The sequence below is a fragment of the Dysgonomonas sp. HDW5B genome (genome assembly GCF_011299335.1).
Taxonomy (GTDB): Bacteria; Bacteroidota; Bacteroidia; order Bacteroidales; family Dysgonomonadaceae; genus Dysgonomonas_A.
In genome coordinates, this window is record NZ_CP049858.1 from 1,817,455 (window position 1) to 1,843,276 (window position 25,822).

The 25,822-nt window shown below is 35.7% G+C and carries 23 protein-coding genes and 1 pseudogene; 20 read left to right on the forward strand and 4 right to left on the reverse strand.

The window, feature by feature from the left end; all coding sequences use genetic code 11:
• Position 1: 1 nt before the first annotated feature.
• The 3 genes from G7051_RS07440 to G7051_RS07450 all read left to right on the forward strand — a co-directional run bounded on the left by G7051_RS07440 (position 2) and on the right by G7051_RS07450 (position 2,891).
• A complete protein-coding gene (locus tag G7051_RS07440) occupies positions 2 to 982 on the forward strand; it encodes a glycosyltransferase family 2 protein (protein ID WP_166199264.1) in 981 nt (326 codons plus the stop codon).
• 22 nt (positions 983 to 1,004) lie between these two features.
• The gene (locus tag G7051_RS07445; RefSeq protein ID WP_166199265.1) at positions 1,005 to 1,841 is read left to right on the forward strand and encodes an alpha/beta hydrolase; all 837 of its coding nucleotides are present in this window, start codon (positions 1,005 to 1,007) and stop codon (positions 1,839 to 1,841) included.
• A 195-nt stretch (positions 1,842 to 2,036) separates the two neighbouring features.
• The gene (locus G7051_RS07450; RefSeq protein WP_166199266.1) at positions 2,037 to 2,891 is read left to right on the forward strand and encodes an alpha/beta hydrolase; all 855 of its coding nucleotides are present in this window, start codon (positions 2,037 to 2,039) and stop codon (positions 2,889 to 2,891) included.
• 36 nt (positions 2,892 to 2,927) lie between these two features.
• Here G7051_RS07450 and G7051_RS18370 read toward each other — a convergent pair whose 3' ends face one another.
• A complete protein-coding gene (locus tag G7051_RS18370; RefSeq protein WP_166199267.1) occupies positions 2,928 to 3,452 on the reverse strand; it encodes a methylated-DNA--[protein]-cysteine S-methyltransferase in 525 nt (174 codons plus the stop codon).
• 232 nt (positions 3,453 to 3,684) lie between these two features.
• A complete protein-coding gene (locus G7051_RS07460; RefSeq protein ID WP_166199268.1) occupies positions 3,685 to 4,014 on the reverse strand; it encodes a hypothetical protein in 330 nt (109 codons plus the stop codon).
• A gap of 279 nt (positions 4,015 to 4,293) precedes the next feature.
• Here G7051_RS07460 and G7051_RS07465 point away from each other — a divergent pair, with 279 nt between their 5' ends.
• From G7051_RS07465 to recG, 10 genes are all read left to right on the forward strand, one after another.
• Positions 4,294 to 5,115 (forward strand): helix-turn-helix domain-containing protein, encoded by an 822-nt coding sequence (locus G7051_RS07465; RefSeq protein WP_166199269.1) that lies wholly within the window; start codon positions 4,294 to 4,296, stop codon positions 5,113 to 5,115.
• 96 nt (positions 5,116 to 5,211) lie between these two features.
• Positions 5,212 to 5,580, forward strand: a complete 369-nt coding sequence (locus G7051_RS07470; RefSeq protein WP_166113262.1) for a VOC family protein — start codon at positions 5,212 to 5,214, stop codon at positions 5,578 to 5,580.
• A 443-nt stretch (positions 5,581 to 6,023) separates the two neighbouring features.
• A complete protein-coding gene (locus tag G7051_RS07475; RefSeq protein ID WP_166113264.1) occupies positions 6,024 to 6,788 on the forward strand; it encodes a ParA family protein in 765 nt (254 codons plus the stop codon).
• A gap of 122 nt (positions 6,789 to 6,910) precedes the next feature.
• A complete protein-coding gene (locus tag G7051_RS07480) occupies positions 6,911 to 7,819 on the forward strand; it encodes a ParB/RepB/Spo0J family partition protein (protein WP_166113267.1) in 909 nt (302 codons plus the stop codon).
• 181 nt (positions 7,820 to 8,000) lie between these two features.
• Positions 8,001 to 8,711 (forward strand): DUF5683 domain-containing protein, encoded by a 711-nt coding sequence (locus tag G7051_RS07485; protein ID WP_166199270.1) that lies wholly within the window; start codon positions 8,001 to 8,003, stop codon positions 8,709 to 8,711.
• Positions 8,712 to 8,815: 104 nt separating this feature from the next.
• Positions 8,816 to 10,885 carry a LysM peptidoglycan-binding domain-containing protein gene (locus G7051_RS07490; protein ID WP_166199271.1) on the forward strand — a complete coding sequence of 690 codons (2,070 nt, stop codon included), beginning with the start codon at positions 8,816 to 8,818 and terminating at the stop codon, positions 10,883 to 10,885.
• A gap of 138 nt (positions 10,886 to 11,023) precedes the next feature.
• Positions 11,024 to 13,267 (forward strand): bifunctional (p)ppGpp synthetase/guanosine-3',5'-bis(diphosphate) 3'-pyrophosphohydrolase, encoded by a 2,244-nt coding sequence (locus tag G7051_RS07495; protein WP_166199272.1) that lies wholly within the window; start codon positions 11,024 to 11,026, stop codon positions 13,265 to 13,267.
• A 42-nt stretch (positions 13,268 to 13,309) separates the two neighbouring features.
• Complete coding sequence (gene ruvB, locus G7051_RS07500) at positions 13,310 to 14,329, forward strand: Holliday junction branch migration DNA helicase RuvB (RefSeq protein ID WP_166113280.1); 1,020 nt, start codon at positions 13,310 to 13,312, stop codon at positions 14,327 to 14,329.
• Between the two features lie 64 nt (positions 14,330 to 14,393).
• Positions 14,394 to 15,938, forward strand: coding sequence for a glycosyltransferase family 39 protein (locus G7051_RS07505; RefSeq protein ID WP_166199273.1), 1,545 nt, complete (start codon positions 14,394 to 14,396; stop codon positions 15,936 to 15,938).
• A gap of 65 nt (positions 15,939 to 16,003) precedes the next feature.
• The gene (gene recG / locus G7051_RS07510) at positions 16,004 to 18,100 is read left to right on the forward strand and encodes an ATP-dependent DNA helicase RecG (protein WP_166199274.1); all 2,097 of its coding nucleotides are present in this window, start codon (positions 16,004 to 16,006) and stop codon (positions 18,098 to 18,100) included.
• A gap of 73 nt (positions 18,101 to 18,173) precedes the next feature.
• On the opposite strand, the gene G7051_RS07515 is transcribed toward recG, so the two are convergent.
• A complete protein-coding gene (locus tag G7051_RS07515) occupies positions 18,174 to 18,554 on the reverse strand; it encodes a GntR family transcriptional regulator (RefSeq protein ID WP_166113289.1) in 381 nt (126 codons plus the stop codon).
• 288 nt (positions 18,555 to 18,842) lie between these two features.
• Here G7051_RS07515 and G7051_RS07520 point away from each other — a divergent pair, with 288 nt between their 5' ends.
• The 4 genes and pseudogenes from G7051_RS07520 to G7051_RS07535 all read left to right on the forward strand — a co-directional run.
• Positions 18,843 to 19,910 (forward strand): lysylphosphatidylglycerol synthase transmembrane domain-containing protein, encoded by a 1,068-nt coding sequence (locus G7051_RS07520; RefSeq protein ID WP_166199275.1) that lies wholly within the window; start codon positions 18,843 to 18,845, stop codon positions 19,908 to 19,910.
• Positions 19,907 to 20,749: an alpha/beta hydrolase family protein gene (locus G7051_RS07525; RefSeq protein WP_166199276.1), complete on the forward strand. Its 843-nt coding sequence runs from the start codon at positions 19,907 to 19,909 to the stop codon at positions 20,747 to 20,749. Before G7051_RS07520 ends, G7051_RS07525 begins: the two co-directional genes overlap by 4 nt.
• A 132-nt stretch (positions 20,750 to 20,881) precedes the next feature.
• Positions 20,882 to 21,322: a WG repeat-containing protein gene (locus tag G7051_RS07530; RefSeq protein WP_166199277.1), complete on the forward strand. Its 441-nt coding sequence runs from the start codon at positions 20,882 to 20,884 to the stop codon at positions 21,320 to 21,322.
• A gap of 280 nt (positions 21,323 to 21,602) precedes the next feature.
• Positions 21,603 to 22,622, forward strand: a pseudogene (locus G7051_RS07535) (dipeptide epimerase); the annotation flags it as partial.
• A 41-nt stretch (positions 22,623 to 22,663) separates the two neighbouring features.
• On the opposite strand, the gene G7051_RS07540 reads toward G7051_RS07535, so the two are convergent.
• Positions 22,664 to 23,755, reverse strand: coding sequence for a DUF6340 family protein (locus tag G7051_RS07540; RefSeq protein ID WP_166199279.1), 1,092 nt, complete (start codon positions 23,753 to 23,755; stop codon positions 22,664 to 22,666).
• A gap of 261 nt (positions 23,756 to 24,016) precedes the next feature.
• Between G7051_RS07540 and xseB the strand changes: the two genes are divergently transcribed.
• The 3 genes from xseB (at position 24,017) to G7051_RS07555 (ending at position 25,401) form a co-directional block, all read left to right on the forward strand.
• On the forward strand, positions 24,017 to 24,214 hold the full coding sequence (gene xseB / locus G7051_RS07545; protein WP_166113307.1) for an exodeoxyribonuclease VII small subunit: 198 nt from the start codon (positions 24,017 to 24,019) through the stop codon (positions 24,212 to 24,214).
• Between the two features lie 102 nt (positions 24,215 to 24,316).
• Positions 24,317 to 24,979: a 2-C-methyl-D-erythritol 4-phosphate cytidylyltransferase gene (locus G7051_RS07550; protein WP_166199280.1), complete on the forward strand. Its 663-nt coding sequence runs from the start codon at positions 24,317 to 24,319 to the stop codon at positions 24,977 to 24,979.
• 5 nt (positions 24,980 to 24,984) lie between these two features.
• Entirely contained in the window at positions 24,985 to 25,401 is a 417-nt protein-coding gene (locus tag G7051_RS07555; RefSeq protein ID WP_166199281.1) for an HAD family hydrolase, read from the forward strand.
• Positions 25,402 to 25,822 lie beyond the last annotated feature (421 nt).

Below are 25,822 nucleotides of genomic sequence, written 5' to 3' on the forward strand. Positions count from 1 at the left end.
AATGAACAATCAAGAATTAATAAGTATAATAGTTCCCGTTTATAATGTTGAGAAATATCTTCCCAAATGTCTTGATAGCATTATTAATCAGTCGTATCAAAATATCGAAGTGCTTCTGATAAATGATGGGAGTACTGATAATTCCCTTTCTATTTGTGAGGAATATAAAAAATGTGATAATCGGATTACTATTTTTAGTCAGGTGAACTTTGGATTAGCAAGTGCTCGTAATTTAGGTTTGGATAATGCTAGGGGAAGTTTTATAAGCTTTATAGACAGCGATGATTATGTCAGCCCTGATTTTATCTCCGATTTATATTCTTTATTGAAGAATACTTCTTCAGATATATCCATGTGTAACTTTTTGGAGGTTAAAGAATCTGATGTAGATTCTACATTTTCACAAAATATCCCTTTAAACATACAGCAATACTCCGGTTGTGAGTATTTACACAAGTTGTATTCTAAGGAATTCGCTGTAGGTAAGATCGTTGTTTGGAATAAATTATATTCGCGATCCATTTGGGAGGATCTCCGATTTCCTGTCGGGAAATTAAATGAAGATGAGGCCATAATACATTATGTTTACGATAGAGCAAATAAGATAGCAATAACTTCTGAAATTCTTTATTTCTACGTAAAGCGTCAGGGGAGTATAATGAATGTTCGCTTAGACATGCTGATTGAACGCAATCTATATTATTTAGAGGCATTAACTCAAAGGCTTGATTTTTTTGAATTAAGAGGATATTTGAAGTTAAGAGGAGAAACATTTGCCCGTAGAGCCAGGGTTGTAAAAAACATATATAAAAATAATAATAAGCTCAATAATCGTTCTCCAAAATTTGATCGACTTGTATACGATGACTTAAAAGGAAATTTGAAACTTTATCTAACAAGTAACTTTATAAAACTAGATTTGAAGCTAAACCTTCTTTATATTTATATAAAGCAACGAGCTTCTGCTAGTTTTGGAATGTAGTGTTTTATTGTAAAAAAGATCAATGAAAAAGATTATTTCTTTAATTTTTCTACTAATAATATCAGGTGAATATTTTTATTCGCAAGATGTAATAAAAGTTTGGGGCAGTGCCGACCCGCCTACAAGATATAATCTAGACGATGAAGCTGAACTGTTTATATATTTACCCTCTGAAAAAGGTGATCAAAAAACGCCTGCTGTACTCATTTGTCCCGGGGGAGGTTATGCAGGTGTTAGTCTGAAATACGAAGGGCACGCCTTTGCAAAATGGTTGGCGTCTGAAGGTATCGCCGGTATTGTTTTGAAGTACAGATTACCGAATCAACATAAGGAAGTTCCTTTTGATGATGCAGAAGAATCTATGCGAATTATTCGTGCCAATGCAGAACGATGGAATATAAATCCTGATAAAGTCGGTATTTCAGGTTTTTCGGCAGGAGGACATTTAGCTGCCATTTTATCGAATCGTTATTCAAAAGAAGGATTATATACACATCCCAACTTTACGATTCTTTTTTATCCTGTAATATCATTTGAAGAAGTAACCAAGGGAGGAACCCGTACCAATTTGCTTGGAAAAGATCCTTCTTCAACCGAAATTTATTCTTTTTCAGCCGATAGGCAGGTGACGGCCAACACGCCTCCGACTATTATTTTTGTAAGTGATAACGATCATTCTGTCCCATCAGTTCACAGTACTATGTATTATAATGCATTGAAGAGAAACGGAATTCCTGCTACTCTTTATGTATTTCCTGAAGGAGAACATGGCTGGGGAATGATCGAATCGTTTAAATATTACGATCAATCCTTATCTTTACTCAAAATGTGGTTGGATACAACCGTCTTTAATCAGTAATTTTAAGTAAGGCGGAATATTCTCTATGGTTTTAAGGTCACAGACCTTTTTATTGCTTTGGCAAGTATAACAAATATAGATTGTTACAACTATAAAATATACCAATAAATTTTATTCTTTACTTAAATATAACGAAGGGTCGCAGACCTTGATTTTAATAATAAGTAGGTCGCTGACCTAAAATACAATACTCTTATGAAAAACCTTTTTCTTGTATTTTTATTTTTCTTATCAGTCATTAGTATGGATGCACAAAAAGTAGTAAAGCTTTGGGAGAATACTCCTCCAACCAGTAACGGATTATCAGAAACCGAATTAAATGAAGACGGACGAATCTCTAATGTGACTACTCCTGAATTGACTGTTTATTTACCCGATTCTGCCGTAAATAAAGGAATAGCAGTTATTATTTGTCCGGGTGGCGGATATGCCCGACTAGCTATAGATCACGAAGGACATGATTTTGCAAAGTGGTTGCAATCGCAAGGAATTGCAGGTATAGTTTTGAAATACCGTATGCCTAACAAAGTGAAACAAGTTCCATTAGAAGATTTCAACCAAGCCATAACCTATGTTCGGTCTAAAGCTTCGGAATGGAAGATTTCTAACGATAAAATCGGAGTTGCCGGCTTTTCGGCAGGAGGGCATCTCGCTGCCACAGCATCCACCCATTTTTCCTCAAAGGAATTGAGACCTGATTTTTCGATCTTATTTTATCCCGTGATTACAATGGGTGATTTTACTCACGAAGGTTCACGTAATAATCTGCTTGGCGAAACACCTTCGGCATCAGAAATTATGTATTATTCGAATGAAAGGCAAGTAAATGAGTTTACTCCTCCTGCAATATTGTTATTAAGCGACGATGATACAGCGGTTCCACCGAAGAATTCAATAACTTATTATAGTGCTTTAAAAGACAATAAAATCCCTGCAACAATGTATATTTTCCCTTCTGGAGGTCACGGTTGGGGAATGAGAGATAATTTCGAATATCACAAAGAAATGCTTTCTTTGCTTAGTTCATGGTTAAAAACATTGTCGTTTTAAGGCAAGATAAATATTAAACAGATTATGGTAAAGGTGTCACGAGAAAAGGTTTTTCTCTGTGATGCCTTTTTCTAAATTTAATAAGAATTGTTTTCGCTCCAATCCACCGGCATATCCCGTCAATTTTCCATTGGTGCCGATAACCCGATGGCAAGGAACTATTATAGCAACTTTATTCATGCCGTTTGCGTTGGCAACAGCTCTTATACTTAGAGGATTTCCCATAGATTCCGATTGTTGCATATAACTCACCGTTTTTCCATAAGGAATAGTCAGTAATGCTTGCCATACCTTTTTCTGAAATTCTGTTCCCACAAGATCGAGAGGTACGGTAAATGCTTTCAGTTCACTTTTGAAATAAGCTTTTAATTCTTTTTTAAGAAGATCAAAATGTTTGCACTCCTGTTCTATAATATCTGAATTTAAATCTTTTGCCAGTTTTTGAAACTGCCCATCCAATTTTTTTCTGTCATTAAACTCTAAAAGGCAGATACCCTTATTTGTCGCACATGCAATCATTTCACCCAAAGGTGTTTCTATATAGGTTTGACTTATACTCATTTTCTTTCATTTAGTTATCTAAAAGGTTTAAAGATAATTTATTTTGGTTATAGTTAAGGTCTCACGCTTATTTATTGTTCATTCAAGTATAACAACGATTGATAGTTATAGCCCGTGGTGCATTTAAGCGATTCGGATTTTTAAGTTGTTTATATTTCGATCATTTAATTTATTTATCAGTAGTATAGCTGTCAAAGCCATAATCTTAGATAATATTCTATTTTTGAATCTATCAAAGGATTTTCATAGTCTTGTTTACAAATATAGTACAGCGAGAGCTTCTACTTAATTTACAAACCTCAAAAGGCATGCTGTCCACAATATAATAATTAGAAGAGATAATCTGTGATGCTATTTGTTTTCCAAGTTGTCCTCGATAATAAAACAAACCTGTTTTTCTGCGATTATAAGCACTACGCTCTATCTTTGAGATTAAAGTAAGCGGAGGCTTTCTAAACAAATCTCGCTCCGAATCAATGCCCATGAACTCAGATGTCAAGTCAATGATGATTAGCTCAATATCGGATACGCTTGGTTTACGTTTTTGATTCAGAAAATTCATTCTTGTTTCTACTGATTGTAATGTTTCCAATATTTTTCGTAATTTCGAGTATATTTGTTGATATATTTAATCGTTTGGTCGACAATTAAATATAATCATTCATTTGATAATGAACAACTTCTTTTTTACTTATTCATTATTTATTAATGCACCACGGCTTAATTCATATTGTAATTTTGATTAAAACTAAAAATTCATCTGGCATTTGCTATGATCAGAAACAAAGAAGAAATAACCGCTTCCCGATGTGAATAGTTTCAACCAAAACCTTTAGCAAAAATGCAGTACAAAACATTTGAACCAAGCAATGTCCTTAAATCATTAGTTAAATGTTACTGGACGTTGGAAGTTCCTGCCGAAAAAAACGCAGACAAACAACGAATTGTACCCGACGGCTGTTTGGAAATGGCTTTTATTCTCGGAGATGATATTAGACGTTTTACTTCCGAATGTGAATTTATCCTTCAACCTCGTGCAATGGTTCTTGGTCAGATCATCGACCCTTTTTACATTCAACCAACAGGCTATGTAAATACTTTTGCTGTTCGTTTCTATCCTTATGGTTTTGCAAATTTTGTAAAAACGCCTATCAAAAATCTTGCAAATAAGGAAACCCCGATCACTGAGCTTTTTGAAGTAACAAAAGCAAACGAGTTGGAACAAAACATCATTCACGCAAGCGACACGCAACAAAGAATTAAGATTGTCGAAACTTTTTTATTGAACAAAATCAACAAGAAAACCACAATCGACAATATTGTAAAATCAACTATTGATACACTTTTCTTAACCAATGGAAATTCATCGATCAGTACAATCCTAAAAGAAAATTTATCCAAACGCAGACAATTGGAAAGAAATTTTATGAAGCAAATCGGAATCAGCCCCAAACAATTAGGAAAAGTAATCCGATTGCAAACTGCCCTGAAAATGTTACTCAACCACAAAACCGAAACACTCACTCAAATCGCTTACGAAAACGAATATTACGACCAGGCCCACTTTATCAAAGACTTTAAAGAATTTACTGGAACCAATCCTAAAGAGTTTTTAGAAGACAGACAAAATGTGCTGTCATCCCTTTTCTACCAAAAAGATTAAAGCTGTCGCATTTTTACAATTTCGAAGATTTACGTTATTTTATCTTTGCAATTTCTAATCAATATAATTAACTAAAATAATAAAAGATAAAAAATTATGCGTAATTTAATTTCAATAGTAGAAATTCCAACAACAGACTTTTCAAGAGCAGTTCATTTTTATCAAACGCTCTTAGGCATTACAATCGAAGAAGTTGACATGGACGGAACACAAATGGGTGTTTTGCCTAGTGACGGAGAAACCGTAAATGTAGTTTTAGTCAAAGGCGATGATTACAAACCGACAAGTGATGGAGCAGTTCTTTATCTGAATGCAGGAAATGACCTACAACCAATGCTCGAAAAGGTAAGCGAAAATGGAGGGCAAATCATTGTACAGAAAACCCAAATCAGTCCTGAAATGGGATTTTTTGCACTGTTCATGGATACAGAAGGAAATAAGCTAGGACTTCATTCAGCACAATAAGCAGATGAAATTTTAATCATTTGGTAGACAGTTGAATATAGTCATTCAGTTGATAATAAACAACTTCTTTTTTACTTATTCATTATTTATTAATTGCTCCACGGGTAATCATAACTTTAAAATACGACATTAAACACTTGCTGTTACCTGAAGTCTATCTAAATTTTCCACAAACCTTTTATTGGTAATAGCAACAAAAGGTAGGATCGCTTTATATGAAAAAAACTTTTACTTTCTATTAAAATGTTTATACCCAAAATGGTGTTAAACGAATATAAAACTGTTTTTAGGTGTGTAAATGCTTTTTGTTTAATAATTTATAGATGTTATTAACAAAAAGAGCGAGTTATCAACAATTCGCTTAGTGTTTAACAGCTCAATCTTAATACTGCTATAATTTATTTGTTTCTTTGTAGCCGAAATAAAGAAATAACTAACGAATCATGGGTAAAATAATTGCTCTGGCAAATCAAAAGGGAGGGGTTGGAAAAACTACTACCACAATAAACCTTGCAGCTTCATTGGCTGCCTTGGAAAAGAAAGTATTGGTTGTGGATGCAGATCCGCAGGCGAATGCTTCTTCCGGCTTAGGACTCGATATTAAACATATAAAAACTACAATTTACGAATGTCTTATAGGTGAGGCTACTGCCGATCAGGCAATTGTGCCAACGGCATATGAACGTTTGGATATCATTCCATCGCATATTAATCTGGTTGGAGCAGAGCTCGAAATGCTGAATATCGAAAACCGTGAAAAACGTTTGGCTGCAGTGCTTCAAGCTAAGAAGGCTGATTATGATTACATTCTGATTGACTGTTCTCCATCTTTGGGTTTGATTACCGTAAACTCTCTTACTGCTGCCGATTCGGTAATTATACCTGTTCAATGTGAGTATTTTGCATTGGAAGGTATCAGTAAACTGTTGAATACAATCAAGATTATCAAATCGAAGCTTAATCCTTCACTAGAGATAGAAGGATTCCTGCTTACGATGTATGATGCACGTCTTCGTTTGGCAAATCAGATATACGAAGAGGTAAAGAAACATTTCCAGGAGCTCGTGTTTACAACCGTAATTCAACGAAATGTGAAGTTGAGCGAATCTCAAAGTTTTGCCCAACCGGTATTGGCTTATGATGCAGCCTCACGTGGTACAGTAAACCACATGCAGCTGGCAAAAGAGCTTATCGAAAAAAATTCTTAACTTTGCTACTTAAGTAAAAGAAAGTATTGTATACAATGATTGATTTAACTGTCAGTTGTATATATACTCGTCGAAGTAATAAATAGGTCTGCGACCTTAACCGTAAAAAAGAATAATTATTTATGGCAAAAAGACCTGCTTTAGGAAGAGGGTTAGATGCTCTCATTACAATGGATGATGTGAGGACTGAAGGATCTTCGTCTATAAATGAAGTTCCATTGTCACAGATTCAGCCAAATCCTGATCAACCCCGTCATGTTTTTGATGAAGAAGCCTTGCGTGAACTGGCTGTCTCTATCAAACAGTTGGGCGTTATTCAGCCGATTACTCTGCGTAAGATCGATGATGAAAATTATCAGATCATAGCAGGAGAGCGCAGATACAGAGCATCGATGATCGCTCAGTTAAAATCGATACCTGCCTATATAAAAACTGCAGATGATGAAAACGTCATGGAAATGGCGTTGATCGAAAATATACAAAGAGAAGACCTAAACTCCATAGAGGTTGCTCTGGCTTATCAGAATCTGATTGAAACATACAATCTGACTCAGGAACAGCTGAGTGAGAGAATAGGAAAGAAGAGAACTACTATTGCAAATTATCTGCGATTATTGAAGCTTCCTGCCGAAATTCAAGTAGCTATCAGAGATAAAAGAATAGATATGGCTCATGCACGCACTTTGGTAACTATCGAGAACCCCGAAGTGCAGCTTGAGGTGTATAAGCTTATATTAAATGAAGACCTTTCGGTTCGAAAAGTCGAAGAATATGTTCGGGCAATCAATAAAGGAGATACTCTGGAAGAGATTATTCAGGAGAAAGAAGTAGTCAATTTAGCTAAGAAGGGTAATATAAACAAAGCCACTCCTGAAGAATTTGATATTTTGAAAAAACACTTGTCGAAGTTTTTCGAAGCGAAAGTACAATTATCGTGCAATGACAAGGGTAAAGGAAAAATAACAATTGCTTTTAGCTCAGATGAAGAATTGGAAAGAATTATTACTAAATTTGACCAAATAAAAAAATAAACTAACCAAGTTTTTACAAAATTATTTATTGCAGTAGTAACAAGCATAAGGCAATAGATAGTTGTAATTTTAGAATATAGCACTAAATATTTTCTGATTTATATTACGGTTGATAAGTAAACAAATTCATTGATAACTGTTTGCTGATAACTGTAGAAAAGCTTGGGTTCTTAAAAAATATATGGTAAAGAGATTTTTTGTAAGTATTGTAGCTGTGTATTCTTTGGCATTTCCGGTGCTGGGGCAAATTAATGATAGCGTACAGACTCCTAAAATTTCGCCACGTTCTCAGAATATAACTAAAAGTGATACTATAGCTTGGGTTGATGATAAACTGATGGTAGATAAGTCTGCCGACAAAGTTATCAAGAACTCGATACCCTTTAAGCCCGATCCTAATAAAGCCGTTTTGTATTCGGCTATTTTTCCAGGCTTAGGTCAGATCTATAATCGAAAATACTGGAAACTACCCATTGTATATGGAGGTTTTTTGGGACTTGCGTACGCTATATCTTGGAATGGTCGAATGTATAACGATTATACTGCAGCCTATAAAGCCATAAAGAGTGATGATCCAAGAAGTGAAGCAAATTTTCGTATTTGGGGTCCATTTGTTAGACGGATAACAGATCCTTCTCAAATAACAGACTCTGAGATCACTACATATCAAAATTCATTTAAGAGAAATAGAGATTCCTATCGTCGATACCGTGATTTAAGTATTATTGGAGCTGTTGCTCTGTACGGATTGTGTATGATTGATGCATATGTTGATGCTCAATTATTCGATTTTGATATTTCGCCAGATTTGTCTTTGAGGGTAGAGCCTCAAGTGCAAACTGATCCTTTTGCCCAAAAATCTTTTGGGGTTCAATGTAGTTTTAAATTCTAGGTCATTGTTCTTAACTGCTTAACAGCAAGTGTTTAATGTAATGTGTATATTGCTATAATAACGAAACAGGTTTTGAATCTTAATGTCCCGAAAAATAATGATTTATGCTAAAAAAACTCTTTATTGCCGGTTTTATTTTAGGGGGTAGTATTACTCTGTATGGGCAGGTTCACAAAAGTGGACTATCTATAAAAGATACTATAACAGATAGAGAACTGACTATCCCGGAAGATATCGAGAGAAATTTTGATCAACTTTTAGTCGATTGGAAAAAAAATCTGAGTCCTTCTCTTTCTTGTAAGTCAAACTTTGATACGGACGTTGCTTATCCTGATTCCGTATATATCAACAGACTCTACTGTTTACCTACCGAAATGGAGTTGGTATATAATCCTGTAGTAAGATCATATATCGATATGTATACAGGACGAATGAGAGGAAGTGTTGAATACTTTTTAGGAAAATCAGATTATTACTTTCCGATTTTTGAACAAGCACTAGATAAATACGGTTTACCACTCGAATTAAAATACCTGCCTATTATCGAATCAGCCCTCAATCCTACAATTGCTTCGAGAATGGGAGCAACCGGACTTTGGCAATTTATGATTGGTACAGGTAAAATGTATGATCTTGAAGTAAATACGTTGGTTGATGAGCGACGCGATCCTATAAAATCGACGGAAGCAGCAGCCCGATATTTGCGGGATTTACATAATATTTATGGAGATTGGAATTTAGTAATTGCAGCATATAATTGCGGTCCCGGTAATGTAAATAAAGCCATTAAACGGAGCGGAGGTCAAAGAGATTATTGGGCGATTTATCCCTATCTTCCGAAAGAAACCCGAGGATATGTGCCTGCATTTATTGCGGCAGCATATGTAATGAACTATTACTCGGAACACAATATTTGTCCATTCGAATATAAATACACACACTCTACAGATACTATTCTTGTTGATAAACAACTCCATCTACAGCAGGTTGCAGAGGTATTAAATGTTCCTCTTGACGAATTAAGAACACTCAATCCACAGTATAAGAAAGACATTGTTCCGGGTGAATTTAAATCATATGTACTGAACCTTCCTTCGATGAATGCGGTTGAATTTGAACTTCAACGCGACTCAATATTTTCTTATAAGGCAACTGAATTTTTAGCTCATCGAAAAGTCGTTACTCCTAGTGGATATACTGCATCTGTTGGAACTAATGCAACAAGATATAAAGTACGCAGAGGTGATAATTTGGCTTCTATCGCCAATAAACATGGAGTTTCATCAGCTCAGATAAAAAGATGGAACGGGCTTAAGTCAAACCGATTAAGAGCCGGTCAGATATTGGCTGTTTCAGCAGGAAAACCTGTTGAAAATGAGACACCTCAAGTAACGAACGAACCGGTAACTCAAAATTTAGCTCAAAATACAAGTTCGGTAGCATCGACCGAAAGTTCATCTTCTTCAAACTCACTGTCTGACTATTTTTCAAAATTGCAGGAATATGCAGCAGGAGCAGAACCCGATCCCGAGCCAATTGTTGAAAAAGTAAAAGAAGCTTCGACTGTTGATACATCAGAGATTCACGAACCCCAAATAGCTGAAAGCAGAAGTCGCGATATACAAAGAGTTCAGACTATTTATCACAAGGTACGTATCGGAGAAACTTTAACTCAGATTGCTTCTAAGTATAATGTGGATAGGAAGGATATTTCTTCTTGGAATAAATTAAAATCATCGGTACCCAAAGTAGGGCAACGATTGGTTATACATCTTCCTGCTGAAAAAGAAAAACTAGTTGCAGAAGAAGTACCATCTATTTCCGAAGAGTCTATCGAAGAAGTTGTTGCTGATGTAAAAACATCGGTTCAAAACAATGCTGCTACTAAGGCATTGGCATCAACAACACCCATGAGTACATCTTCAACTAAAACTGTAACTGTAAAAAAAGAAGAAGTTACCAAGGTTGAAAAGAAAGTAGAGCCAAAGCCTAAACCTAAACCCAAGAAAGAACAGGCAAAACAACCTGCGACTCATGTTGTTAAAAAAGGAGATACTTTAGGGCATATTGCCGTATTGTATGGTGGGAAATTAACACCGGGAGACATAAAAAAGGCAAATAATCTTCGTTCGGATAAATTGAGTATTGGTCAGAAACTAAAGATACCCAGATAACTAACAGTACGTTTAATGCAGTATTGGTTCGATTGATTATAATGATCGGTAATACGCTTGATTAAATAATAAAAAGGTCTGAGACCTTAATTGAAAATTATGGCATTCATTTTTAATTTTACTCTTTTTCTATAATTTATGGATAAAGATACTAAAAAGCAGGACGATGATTTGATGGTCGAAAATGAGTTTAACGCTCTTATTGATGACTATCTTAAAAGTAATCATAGACGAAAAGTCGAGATAATAACGAAAGCTTTTCATTTGGCAAAAGAAGCTCATAAAGGAGCAAGACGTCGATCGGGTGAGCCATATATAATGCATCCGTTGGCTGTGGCGCGTATAGTTTGTAGCGAAATCGGACTGGGATCTACATCTATTTGTGCAGCACTGCTTCATGATGTAGTAGAAGACACCGATTATACGGTAGAAGATATTAAAAAGATTTTTGGTGATAAAGTAGCCGAAATTGTGGATGGTCTGACTAAAATATCGAGTGGTATGTTTGGAGATCAGGTATCATCCCAAGCCGAAAACTTTAGAAAGCTGTTGCTTACAATGGCAGACGATATCAGAGTGATACTTGTAAAGATTGCCGATCGTCTCCATAATATGCGAACATTGGGTTCTATGGCTCCTGCCAAACGCCATAAAATAGCAGGCGAAACAATGTACATATATGCTCCACTCGCTCACCGATTGGGGCTTTTTGCTATAAAAACCGAGTTGGAAGAACTCAGTTTTAAATACGAAAATACCGATGAATACAATGAAATCGTCTCGAAGTTAGAGTCATCATTCAGTATACGGAAAAATATTTTCGAACATTTTGCAGATCCGGTTATTCAGAAATTAGATCAACTGGGTTTCAAGTATGAAATAAGAGCAAGAGATAAATCAGTATATTCTATTTGGAATAAGATGAAATCAAAAGGAGTTCCTTTTGAAGAAATCTACGATATTTTCGCTGTTCGTATTATTTTCGACTCCGAACCGGGAGTCGACGAAAAGAAAAGATGTTGGGATATATATTCGGTGATTACGGACATTTACAAGCTTCGTCCTGATCGTATCAGAGATTGGGTGAGTCGTCCCAAATCAAACGGTTACCAAGCTCTGCACCTTACCGTAATGGGACCCGATGGCGAATGGGTCGAAATCCAGATAAGAAGCCGTAGAATGGACGATATTGCAGAAAAAGGCTTTGCAGCTCATTGGAAATATAAGGAAGGTAAAATCGAAGAAGATAATGAGCTTGATAAATGGCTGAAAACTATTACTGAGATATTGGAACATCCCAATCCCAATGCAATAGATTTTTTGGATACTATCAAATTAAATCTGTTTTCTCAGGAAATATTTGTCTTTACTCCCAAAGGAGATTTGAGAACAATGGCTCAAGGCTCTACAGCATTGGACTTTGCTTATGAGTTACATACAAATATAGGAGATCATTGTATTGGTGCAAAAGTAAATCATAAACTGGTTCCGCTTAGTCACAAACTGAACAGTGGTGATCAGGTTGAGATTTTGACATCCAAATCTCAGACTCCACAACCCGAATGGCTTGGTTTTATTACAAGTGCCAAAGCCCGTACTAAACTGGAATCTACTCTCAAAAAGCAAAAGAAAGAGGTTGCTAAAAAAGGAGAAACTATATTTAAAGAAATTGTTGGAGAAACAGAACTTTCGACATCTACTATCGATAAATTACTCGACTTTTATAAAATAAGCAAAAAAGAAGATTTCTTTTATGCACTTGGAAACAAAACAATTGTTCTACCTGCCAATCTTGATAAGCTCTTTAATCAAAAAGACAAGGATAATTCCAGCAATATATTTATGCGATATATGAAGCAGGCTTTCCGGGTAGGTAAAAAGGCTGAAGCTGATTTGGAGCAATTGGATACGGATAATCTGGATACAATAGATAAGAAGAAAACATATATTCTGGAAGAAGATTCTTTTAAGAAGAACTTTAGAATAGCATCGTGTTGTAATCCTATTCCGGGAGATAAAGTTTTTGGTTTTATTACAGATAATAATGAAGTTCAGGTACATGGAGTTAATTGCCCCGTAGGCTTGAAGCTAAAAGCTAGTTTTGGTGATAAAATACTGACTCTTGAATGGGGTAGATATGCACAATACTCGTTTTTATCGACAATAATCATTCGGGGGATCGACCGTGTAGGAATGCTGAATGATATAACCAAAGTTATAATTACAGATTCGGTAAACATCAAAAGTTTGAATATTGAATCGAATGATGGTATCTTTGAGGGAAAGGTCAGTCTTTTTGTGCATAGCGTAACAGATGTACAGAAACTCTGTTCTCAGATTTTAAAGATAGAAGGAGTTCAGTCGGTGAACCGATTGAGTTAAGGTCATAACAGACCTTGTAAAGTTTTAAGATGAATTAAATAAATGGATGCATTCGATATACATGACGAGAAATTAGACGGAACAGAGCGTGAATTTGAAAATGCTTTGAGACCTCTTAGTTTTAATAGCTTTAGTGGTCAGGATAAAGTAGTGGATAATTTGAAGGTATTCGTTGCGGCAGCTCGTATGCGTGGAGAATCTTTAGACCATACCTTACTGCACGGTCCTCCGGGATTGGGTAAGACTACATTATCCAATATTATTGCTAACGAATTGGGAGTGGGTTTTAAAATAACCTCGGGTCCTGTTCTCGATAAACCGGGCGATTTAGCCGGCTTGCTCACCTCTTTAGAACCAAATGATGTCCTTTTTATCGATGAAATACATCGCCTTTCGCCTATCGTAGAAGAATATCTATATAGTGCTATGGAAGATTATCGCATTGATATAATGATTGATAAAGGACCAAGTGCACGTTCGGTTCAGATCGAATTGAACCCATTTACGCTGATTGGTGCTACTACACGAAGCGGTTTATTGACAAGTCCTCTGCGTGCCCGATTCGGGATAAATATGCACTTGGAATACTACGATAATGACACTTTAACGGGAATTATTAAACGTTCGGCAAATATATTGGATGTGCCTTGTGATGATGATGCCGCCAAAGAAATAGCATTACGCAGTAGAGGAACACCTCGTATTTCGAATGCACTTTTGAGACGGGTGAGAGACTTTGCTCAAGTAAAAGGATCGGGAAGTATTGATAAGGAAATAGCCAATTATTCATTGGAAGCTCTTAATATTGATAAGTATGGTCTCGACGAAGTTGATAATAAAATACTGTTAATTATCATAGATAAGTTTAAAGGAGGTCCGGTTGGTATCTCTACTATTGCCACAGCTTTGGGTGAAGACGGAGGAACAATAGAGGAAGTATATGAACCTTTTCTTATCAAAGAAGGTTTCATGAAACGTACTCCACGAGGCAGAGAGGCTACAGAATTGGCCTATAAACATCTGGGAAGACATAAGGAGACCGAGCAAGGGTTTCTTTTTTGACCTCCTGGCAAGAACTAAAAGTTCTAGATCTTGTTAAACTTCTTAGCAACTTATTCCGATTGATATGACAAATGACGACAATAAGCGTTATACAATTATCCTGTATGGGTTATTCCTTATAGGATCTTTTTTCTTTTTATCCCTTGATTTTTATCGGGCTTTTTGGTATGACGAAGCTTATACAATAAATCTTGTACGGCAATCCTTCGGATATTTATGGTATGTAACTGCCAATGATGTACATCCACCCCTTTATTATATTCTGCTAAAACTGTATACCTACATTTGTGGTGATTCGGTAGTAGCTCTGCGTATTTTTTCGGCTTTACCCATGATTGGTATTATGCTGCTTACTTGTACCCATATACGGCAGAAGTTTGGAAATAAGACTGCCTTAAGCTTATTGGTGGTGGTAATTTTAATGCCCGTTAATCAATATTTGGCTTCCGAGATTAGGATGTATTCATTCGGAATGTTTTTTGTTCTTCTGAGTGCTTTATATGCTTATCAAAGTTATACAACCTTTCGTCGTTCCGATTTAATCAAATTTACACTGTTTTCTCTTGCAGCAGCATATACCCATTACTATGCGTTGTTGGGTGTGTTCTATATTTATTTGTTGTTTTTCCTTGTTGTTATCTTGAAGAAGAGAGATAAAATACTCCCATTTATCGGTTATTCGGTTCTATTTATAATCGGCTATTTACCTTGGCTGATTAATTTACCCGGTCAGGTTTCACAGGTTCAGGACGAGTATTGGATTAATGCTCCCCGATTGAAGGATTTCGTAATCTATTTCTATTATCCATTTGCACAGGAATTAGACCTTACGGCAACAGAATTACCTCTTTCGCATTTTGCCTCTGCATTTTATATGCTTATCGTTTTTATTGTTTTATTTGTTTATGTCGTTATTTCCGGAAGAAAGGCAAACTTTACCGATAAGCAATTGTCCGTTAAACGGGTTTACGCTAGCCTCTTGTTTTTAGCTTTCGTACTTACATTAGCTACTGCAATTACATATTCTCTTTTATCGAAGCCTGTATTTGTTACCCGATATATGACACCAATTCTAGGTTTACTTTATCTGGGCTTTGCCATTTTTCTGGCCTCATTCGATTGGAAGAAAACACAGAATAAGGTCGTTCTATTTCTGATGTTCCTTATCCTTGCTTATTTTTCTTTCGATCACTATTCATTGCAATACAGAACGAATCAGTATAATGAACGGGTACAAGCAAAAATAGTAGATTTTGCAGAGGAAAGACTTGATGATAAAACCGCTTTTGTGTATTCCGATACCCGAAGTTTTTCGATAGCAGCCATACCTTTATTCTTTCCCGATTCAAAACATTATATTCGAATACGATTAACAGGTAAGTACTATAAAAAATATTTAGAAAATTTTAAATCTATTCCTATCTTTGATTTTGGCGATATTGATACTACTTATACCAAAATTTTGGTAGTAAAGAATATCGATAACGATGATTCTTTTATGAAAGTGGCAGAAGATTCGATTGAAATCGTTAAGTACTTCGATATAATCGACAGACAAGATATTGAAGGGCATGTCGTTTACCAGTTGCAGAGAAAGAATAGAAATTAACAATATAGCTGATTGAAGTACAATTTAGTCAGCAAAACTAAAAAAGTGCTAGACCTCGTTTCATCATGGCTGATATATCCAATACAGACATAAAATACTTACCCGGAGTTGGACCTAAGAAAGCAGAAATACTTAACAAAGAGATTGATGTTTTTTCGGTTGAAGATCTGTTGCATTATTATCCCTATAAATACATTGATAAGAGCCGCATCTACTATATTCACGAAGTAGATGGTAATATGCCTTATATTCAGCTAAAAGGTCGGATAACGGCTTTTGAAACAATGGGGGAAGGTCGAAATAAAAGATTGGTTGCCCATTTTACCGATGGGACAGGTTTTATTGATCTGGTTTGGTTTCAAGGAGCACGTTATATAGCCGATAAATACAAGGTAAATCTTACTTATCTGGTTTTTGGAAAACCAACCGCTTTCGGGAATAAATTCAATATAGCTCATCCTGATATTGAGCCTTATATCGAAGAGAAGGTAGAGCAAACCAATCTGCTTGGGTATTACAATACTACAGAGAAGATGAAAACGCATTATCTGAATTCAAAAGCAATTCAAAAGATAATGATGAGTGCATTACCCTCGGCACTGCCTCATGTGGTTGAAACTCTTCCTCAGTCGATTATTGATACAGCTAAATTATTACCATTAAAAGAAGCAATCCGCAATATTCATTTTCCCCTTAATCCTTCCATTCTAAGAGATGCACAATACCGCTTAAAATTTGAGGAACTGTTCTATTTACAGCTCAATATTTTAAGATATACTTCCGATAGAAGGGCTAAATTAAAAGGGTTCGTATTTTCTTTAGTCGGTGATTACTTTAATTCTTTCTACGAAAAGAATCTTCCTTTCGAATTGACTAATGCACAGAAGCGAATTATCAGAGAGATTCGTCAGGATATGGCTACCGGAGAGCAAATGAATCGTTTGCTGCAAGGAGATGTGGGTAGTGGAAAAACACTGGTGGCGCTAATGATTATGTTGATCGCCATGGGAAATGGCTTTCAAGCTTCTATGATGGCTCCCACCGAGATTTTGGCTAATCAGCATTTTGCTACTATTCAGGAATTTCTGTTCGGATTAAATATCAATGTTGAACTCCTGACAGGTTCCACTAAAAAGAAGAAACGTGAAGAAATTCACTCCCGTCTTTTGACAGGAGATATCCATATTCTTATCGGTACGCATGCGTTGATTGAAGATACTGTCCAATTTGGTAACTTAGGATTGGTAGTTATCGATGAACAGCACCGTTTTGGTGTGGCTCAAAGAGCAAAATTGTGGACAAAGAATGTAAATCCGCCACATATGTTGGTAATGACGGCAACCCCCATACCCCGTACATTGGCTATGACTGTGTATGGTGATCTGGATGTGTCGGTTATTGACGAATTGCCTCCCGGACGTAAGCCAATACAAACCATACATCAGTATGATAAAAGACGGGGAGCATTGTATAATTCGATCCGCAAACAACTCTCAGAAGGTCGTCAGATATATTTTGTATACCCTTTGATCGAAGAAAGTGAGAAAATAGATCTGAAAAACCTCGAAGAGGGATATGAGCATATTTGCGAAATTTTTCCCGAGTACACAGTTTGTAAAGTGCATGGAAAAATGAAGCCTGCGGAAAAAGATGCCGAGATGGCTCGTTTCGTAAAAAACGAAGCTCAAATTATGGTGGCCACTACAGTTATCGAAGTTGGCGTAAATGTTCCCAATGCATCGGTTATGGTTATTGAGAGCGCTCAACGCTTTGGACTGTCGCAGTTGCATCAGTTGAGAGGTAGGGTGGGTAGAGGTGCCGATCAGTCGTATTGTATCCTTATAACGCCTTATGAGCTGTCGGCAGACTCTCGTAAGCGTATCAATATAATGGTTGAAAGCAATGATGGATTCGAAATTGCCGAAGCCGATTTAAAACTCAGAGGTCCGGGTGATCTCGAGGGAACACAACAGAGTGGCATTGCTTTTAATTTGAAGATAGCCGACATTGTGAGAGATTCTCAGATAATGGGCTATGCCCGTGATGTGGCAAAAGAAGTTATGGATAGCGATCCTGCTTTTGAAAAACCTGAAAACCAGATTCTAAAGAGACAATTACGTAAATTAGGCGGTAATCGATATAATTGGGGCTTGATCAGCTAATGTAAAAAAGAAACAAACCTTTAAGGTTTGCTTCTTTAATTCTTAATGCGTAATAACGTAATTCTTGTGTCTTTTAAATAAGGCTCGACTCATTAGCTCTTTTATTGCTTTTATATAAGTCTATCAGTTCACCTAATGTTATCTTTAAAGAATTCATGGTTGCAAAGAACTCTGGTACTTGATTTTCATAAAATGACCTTCTCATTAGTTCGAGAGCATTCTTGTAAGAATCTTTTGTGAGGAAGAGACCAACACCTCTTTTTGACATTAAAATATCTTCTGATTGCAAAAGTTCGAGTGAGCGCATCAGGGTATTATGATTTACCTCTAATTCTTTTGCAAGCTCTTTTACGGTAGGGATTTTAGTTTCTTCTTTCCATTCTTTAGATACTATTCTTTGTGAGATTACATCCACAATTTGTAGATAGATTGGTTTGTTTTTATGAAATTCCATTGTGTTGTTAATTTAGAGAGTTACAGTACAAATATAGCACTAGTTTTCTATATAAATAGTTTGTTGATTAAAATTTTTGGCAATATAAGGATTTTTTAATTGTAAATAATCTGTTTAATTTCAGAATTTTAGATAAAAACAGCACTCTATATATCTGTAATTTGTTGAGGTGTGTTAACTTTTATCCCTTTTTATCGGATAAAATTCAAAATGAGTAATTAACATTAGAATCAAGAATTGCGAGCGGTTAAATTAACCAATATTAGTAATTCATAATCGAATATAAATATGACTGAACAGTCAACAAAAGTTAGTACCTGGAAAATACTTATACCCACTCTTCTTGGTGTTGGGGTAATTATTTATATGTTTTCAAAAGACTTGTTGGGAGAAGAAAATGCTGCCCAATTAGAAGAACTTAAAAATATAAGTATTACATGGAATACTATATTTTGGTTTTTTATAGCCTTGCTTTTGATGGTAGGTCGTGATCTTGGTTTTACCATTCGGTATCGGTATCTGACCGAAAAGATGCTTTCATGGAAACAATCGTTAAAGATAACACTGCTTGCCGAATTTGGTACGGCAGTAACCCCATCATCGGTTGGAGGATCGAGTATGGCGGTGCTGTTTTTGTCGAAAGAGAACATACCCGTAGGAAGAAGCACGGCTATGGTTTTTGTAACGATGTTGCTTGATGAAATGTTTTTTGTAGTAACCTTCCCTTTATTATTACTATTTGTACCCGTTGATACACTATTTCCCGAGATTAACACTATACAAATGGGGGTGATTACCTTATTTGTTACTGCTTATATTATAAAAGTGGTGATTTGTATTTGTCTTATCACCGGCTTATTTTTCAAACCTCAAGCGATAAGATGGCTCCTTATCAAAATATTCAGGTTGCCTTTTCTTCGTCGCTGGTATAGAGGAGCCGTAAAAGCAGGAGATGATCTTATTATCAGTGCCAGAGAAATAAGAGGAAAATCATTCTCTTACTGGTGGCCCATAATCCTGGCTACAATTCTGTCTTGGTCTTCCCGCTTTTTGGTAGTTAATGCTCTTTTTATGGCATTTTTCTCCGTATCGGATCATATGCTGATTTTTGCCCGCCAATTTGTAATGTGGGTATTGATGATACTTAGCTTTACACCCGGAGCAAGCGGTTTGAGTGAGTTGATATTTAAAAACTATTTAAGTGCTTTAATCCCGATCTCAGGACTTGTTCCCGTTATCATTGTATTATGGCGATTGTTGAGTTACTATAATTACCTTTTTATCGGAGCTATTCTCGTTCCACGCTGGGCAAGTAAAGCTTTTAAGAAAACAGAAAAAACACAAGAAGTATTATGAAAAACAAAGTTTCGTACCGTTTTGCTTATGTATTATTACTATTAATCATTGGTAACACATTCTCACTATTTTCACAGCAAATAGATACTGTTGAGGTATATAGTCCGAAAATGAATCTGGAGGTGAAGAATGTAATTATTTTACCGGATGGATATGATGCTCAATCAGACAAAACATATCCCGTGGTATATCTTCTGCATGGATATGGAGGTAATCATTTATCATGGCTTAAAACTGTAAAACCAACCTTGCCTCAATTGGCGACAAAATTGGAGTTTATCATAGTTTGTCCCGATGGAAAGAACAGTTGGTATTGGGATAGTCCGGTGAACCCAAAATCTCAATACGATACATATGTCAGTAATGAGTTGGTGAGCTATGTCGATGATCATTATAAAACGATACAATCGCCGAAGGGTAGGGCAATATCGGGTTTTAGTATGGGAGGACATGGTGCCTTGTGGTTAACCATACATCATCCTGATGTATTTGGTGTTTGCGGGTCGATGAGTGGTGGAGTAGATATCCGCCCTTTTCCCAACAATTGGGAAATGTCTAAAGCTATGGGTCGCTACGCCGATAATAAGTCTCTTTGGGATGCGAATACTGTCATTACAAATGTCGATAAGCTGGCAGGTATACCTTTGATTTTTGATTGTGGTCAGGATGACTTCTTTTTGGAGGTGAATGAAAATCTACATAAACTTCTTTTGACGAAGAAAATTCAACACACTTATATTATGACTTCGGGTGAACACAATGCTCAATATTGGAATAAGGCGGTAGAATGGCAGTTGGATTTTTTTGCAAAATTCTTTTCTCTTGAAAAAAGTAATTAAGTTCTCATAACTATTTATTGCTTTGGCTGTAGGAATGAATGAACCTGTGTGTTCACCTATTCAAGGCAGACACATAGATCTGCCCCTACCAATAAAGATATATCATTAAATATTTCCTTTTACTCATTTAAGATGGCTGAACAACAAAAAAAAGAAAAATCTGCCGCTATTTTAGCATCTAAAACGCGAAAATTGGTGGTGTCGGAAGATAACGGCAAATGGGGATTTTTAGATCCCGAAACAGGCGAAGCAGTTGTACCGTTTATATATGAATATGCTCATTCTTTCTCAGTAGAATTGGCATTGGTTCGATTAAATGGTTGGTGGGGTTATGTAGATAAAACAGGGAGGCTGGTTATTCCGTGTATATATAATCCTGCATGGTCGTTTACCAAAACAGGATTGGCTGCAGTATGTATAGAGGGAAAATGCGGTTTTATAGATCAAACAGGTGAAGTTATTATCCCGTTGGTGTATGATGAAGCCCGATATTTTAATAAAGAAGGTAAGGCAAAGGTAAAGCTAGACGGCGAAGCTTTTTTTATAGATCTGAAAGGAAATCGAGTCGAATAGATGTGAAAAAAAATGAGTCACGCTTTAGGCGTGTGTCGCAGACTTATTTATCTATATAACAAAATATTATAATGAAAAAACAAGACAAAGAGTATAACTACAAAAATGGATGTCACTTTTGTAATCTTTTTGGGTTTAATTTTTTGATTTACATCGTTTTGATTGTTGACAAAAAACTAACGATTTTGTCACCTTTTTGTATATAATTTGTCACCTTTGTTTAATCTTTTTACTAATATATAGATGAATTGGAATCCTATAAAAAGCAAAAACTATGAATAGAATAGAACTAGTATACTCACCCTATAATTTGATGTTGAAATATCCGTTTACGATTTCAACATACTCCCGAACTACAACACCTGTGGTTTTAGTAGAACTACATTATGATGAGTATATTGGTTACGGTGAAGCCTCTTTACCGCAATATTTGGGTGAAACACAAGAAAGCGTTATCAGTTTTTTGAAGCAGGTCGATTTGACTCAGTTTTCAGATTTATCTGATATTGATACTATTTTAGATTATGTTGATCAAATTGCTATCGGAAATACAGCAGCAAAAGCCTCGATAGATATAGCATTACATGACTTAATCGGAAAAATAAGAAACCGGTCGTGGCACGATATCTGGAATCTGAATCCGGAAAATACGCCTAATACAACATACACGATTGGTATTGATACGGATGAAATTGTTAGAAAGAAAACATCTGAAGTGGCTTCCGATTTTAAGATACTCAAAGTCAAATTAGGCGGCAACGATGATAAACGTATGATAGAAGTAATCCGGTCTGTCACAGATCTCCCATTAGCTATTGATGCTAATCAGGGATGGAAAGATCGATCCGAAGCATTAGAGATGGTTTATTGGCTGAAAGAACAAGGAGTTGTACTGATAGAACAACCGATGCTTAAAACCGATTTGGAGGCTAGTGCCTGGCTTACGGCACATAGTCCTTTACCCATTTTTGCCGATGAATCGGTGCAAAGGTTTGCGGATATGGAGAAGATTAAAGGAGCTTTCTCGGGAATCAATATTAAGCTGATGAAATGTACGGGTATGAATGAGGCTTATAAAATGATAAACCTTGCTCCATTTTTAGGCTTTGATGTTATGTTAGGCTGTATGACGGAGACTTCGTGTGCAATATCTGCTGCATCTCAATTATCTCCCGCTGTAAGCTTTGCCGATCTCGATGGGGCTTTACTTATTACGAACGATTGTTTTAGAGGAACCTCAATAAAAAACGGGAAGATTATATTAAATAATCTCCCCGGTATAGGTGTCGAAAAAATATAAGATACAGATTAAGTTCCCAGAAATTAAATATTTTCTTTTACTTAATTAGAATCCTTGTCTCTCATATCTAATAATCTAAAATCGTTGTATCGGATTATTAAATCATCTTTATACTCAGTTGCTCTAATTAGATTTGCAGTATCGACAGTGGTTTCTTCTGTTTTTTCAAACAAATCACAGGAAATTGTTATCCATCTCAAAGCTTCTTTCAGTTCATCAGATAATTCATATGCCAAAGCAATATTATTTGCCAGTCTGGCTTTTTTCTTGATATTTTTTGTTTCTTTCTCATAAGCAGATTTCCATAAAGAAAGAGCACCTGACCAGTCACTGTTGCTCATCATTTTATTAGCTGCTTTTACATCTCCGAAATACCACCTTAATTCGCTACTCCAATAAGGTGCAAGTGCATCGGCTACCTTTTCGGCCATATAATGAGCAGCTTCTTTCATCGCTTGCTCTCTGCTGGGGATAGTGTCTGATAATGGAATATCCTCACTGTAGGTCGCGACCCAGTAAATGCTGTCATTCAGATAAAATGGCGGTGATATGGCTGTTCCTTTATTAGAGTATACTTGAAAGCGTACATCCATTTTCACATCCAGATATTTTATTGTGGTTCCGAACTCGAAATCATCTTCATTAGAAATTGTGCTGACCAGAAACCGATCTATAGAAATTATAGCATCAGCTTTGTTAGCAATACAAATCTCTTTGGCAATTGTTGTATCCAAGGGAAATATATCTCTAAAGTCGCCATTTTCTCTTATAGGTTCGTCATAAAAAATAACATCATCGAAATACTCTTTATCGGCGAGTTCATCGAACAGATTAGCTGCAAGGATATAGTTTACACTGTCTGCATTAACCGATATTTGAGAATTGGTTCTTTTGCCTTTAATATATTCGGCATGCCCTATATCTTCGGGTTGTGGCATTGTATTATCTACAATCACAATATTATCTATGTGATTGGGTAATGTTATCTGTGCAGGCTTTTCTACATTTACTACCAATGTATCCAGACTCGTACAACTCGTTAGCAGGCATAGTCCCGAAAATATCCCCGAGTATAAAAATAGTTTGGGGAAGAATGAGGTCATAGACCGGTTTGTTGTTTTAGTAAGTGTCATAAGTAAATTATTTTAGAGCTGAATATTATTAAGAGTAAGTGCTTTTTTACTTCAGTGTTTAAAGTATTTAGTGATACATTTCTGAACTATAACAAGCTATATTTGTTATGGTTAACAAAGAAATAAAAAAGGTCTGCGACATTAAATACTTTTTATTATCTTCAAATTTAAATTTAATTTTCGATATAGGATTATATTTGTTGTATGTAAATTTAAATTTATCTAAGTTTAAACCTCTATTTCAAACAAAATGTTCACAGAATGGCAAAAAAAGATCAATCATATACCGATGCAATACAAGAATTGCAGAATATACTCGATAAACTGGAGTCGGGAGACATGGATGTTGATGTATTGACTGAAGAAATAAAAAGAGCCTCCGCTTTATTGAAACTTTGTAAAGAGAAGCTTTATAAAACAGATGTTGAGATAAAGAAAATATTAGATAATTTAGACTAAAAGATTAATATTCAATCATAAAATTGGTGTATTATATAAATAAGCTCAGAGTTTCTTGATTGATTCGTTTTTAGAGAATAGTCTTCACTTAAAAATTCATATATGAATAATGTAATTATAGTTGCAGGAGGCAAAGGTTTGCGAATGGGAAGCGAATTACCTAAGCAATTTCTAAGTATAGGAAGAAAACCTGTTTTAATGAGAACCATCGAAGCCTTCTATAATTTCGATAAGTCGATTCGTATTATTGTTGCATTGTCTGCGTCTTATCGCGAGCATTGGTCTAAACTTTGTGAGGGCTATGGCTTTTCAGTTTACCATGAAGTTGTTGATGGTGGAGAAACTCGGTTTCATTCAGTCAAAAATGGTTTAGAGCTTGTTGGCGATGGTTGGGTAGCCGTACATGATGCCGTTCGCCCATTTGCCTCTGTATCGTTATTGAAAAGCTGTTTTGATGCAGCAAAAGAATACAAAGCAGTAGTTCCGGTACTTGAAGTAACAGATAGTTTGCGAGAAATTTTCGATGAAAAGGATAGTAAAATAGTAGACCGTTCCAGATTTCGTTTGGTGCAAACACCACAAGTTTTTGATTCTGCTTTATTGAAGAACGCTTATGAAGCCGATTTTTCCGAGTCTTTTACGGATGATGCTTCTGTTGTAGAGTCTTATGGGCATTCGATACATTTAGTTGCCGGAGAAAGGATGAATATAAAAATAACCACTCCTTTTGACTTAGATTTAGGAGAGGTAATTTTAAGTAAGTAAGAAATATGGATATATGTATTGATTTCGACGGAACATGCGTTACGCATGAATTTCCACGCATAGGAGAAGATATTGGAGCTGTACCCGTTCTTAAAGAATTGGTTGCAGCCGGACATAAGCTCATTTTATTTACTATGCGCAGCGATCGCAAAACAAAAAAGAAGGTGGAAGGGGAGACTGTTGTAGTAGAAGAAAATTTTCTGACAGATGCAGTCAATTGGTTTGCTGAAAATGGAATCGCTTTATATGGTGTGCAGAAAAATCCTAAACAGCGTTTCTGGACGTCTTCTCCTAAAGCTTATGGGCATTTATATATTGATGATGCAAACTTAGGATGCCCCTTAATAGTTCCAGAGAAGGGCAGACCTTATGTAAATTGGGAAGAAATACGTAGTTTTCTGGTGGAAAGGGCAGTTTTGTAATAATTTATAGCTTACGATTCATTTTAAGCATATATAATGTCTTTTTTGATAAAAGTGAATCACTGTTTATTCTTGAACAGTGATTTTTTATGCTCCGTTTATTTACTCTTTTATTTGATTCCTGATGTAATTTTTCTCTGCTTTATATCTATTTGAATAATTAATTTTGTGAGTTTTCTGTTCGTTATTTTATCTTATATTTAGGAATTTATTAGAGATTTTTCTGCCTTATATCTTATTGTCATAAACTTAATATATGTTTAATAGTCTTGTTATCTATTTTGGTGTATTATATATAATCTTAATAATTAAATATATAGTTTTATTTTATGTGTAATTTAAAAGTTAATTTGTGTTTTTAATTATTCTGATATATAATGGTGTGGTATTTTTCATAGCTACTAGAATTACAATCCCACTT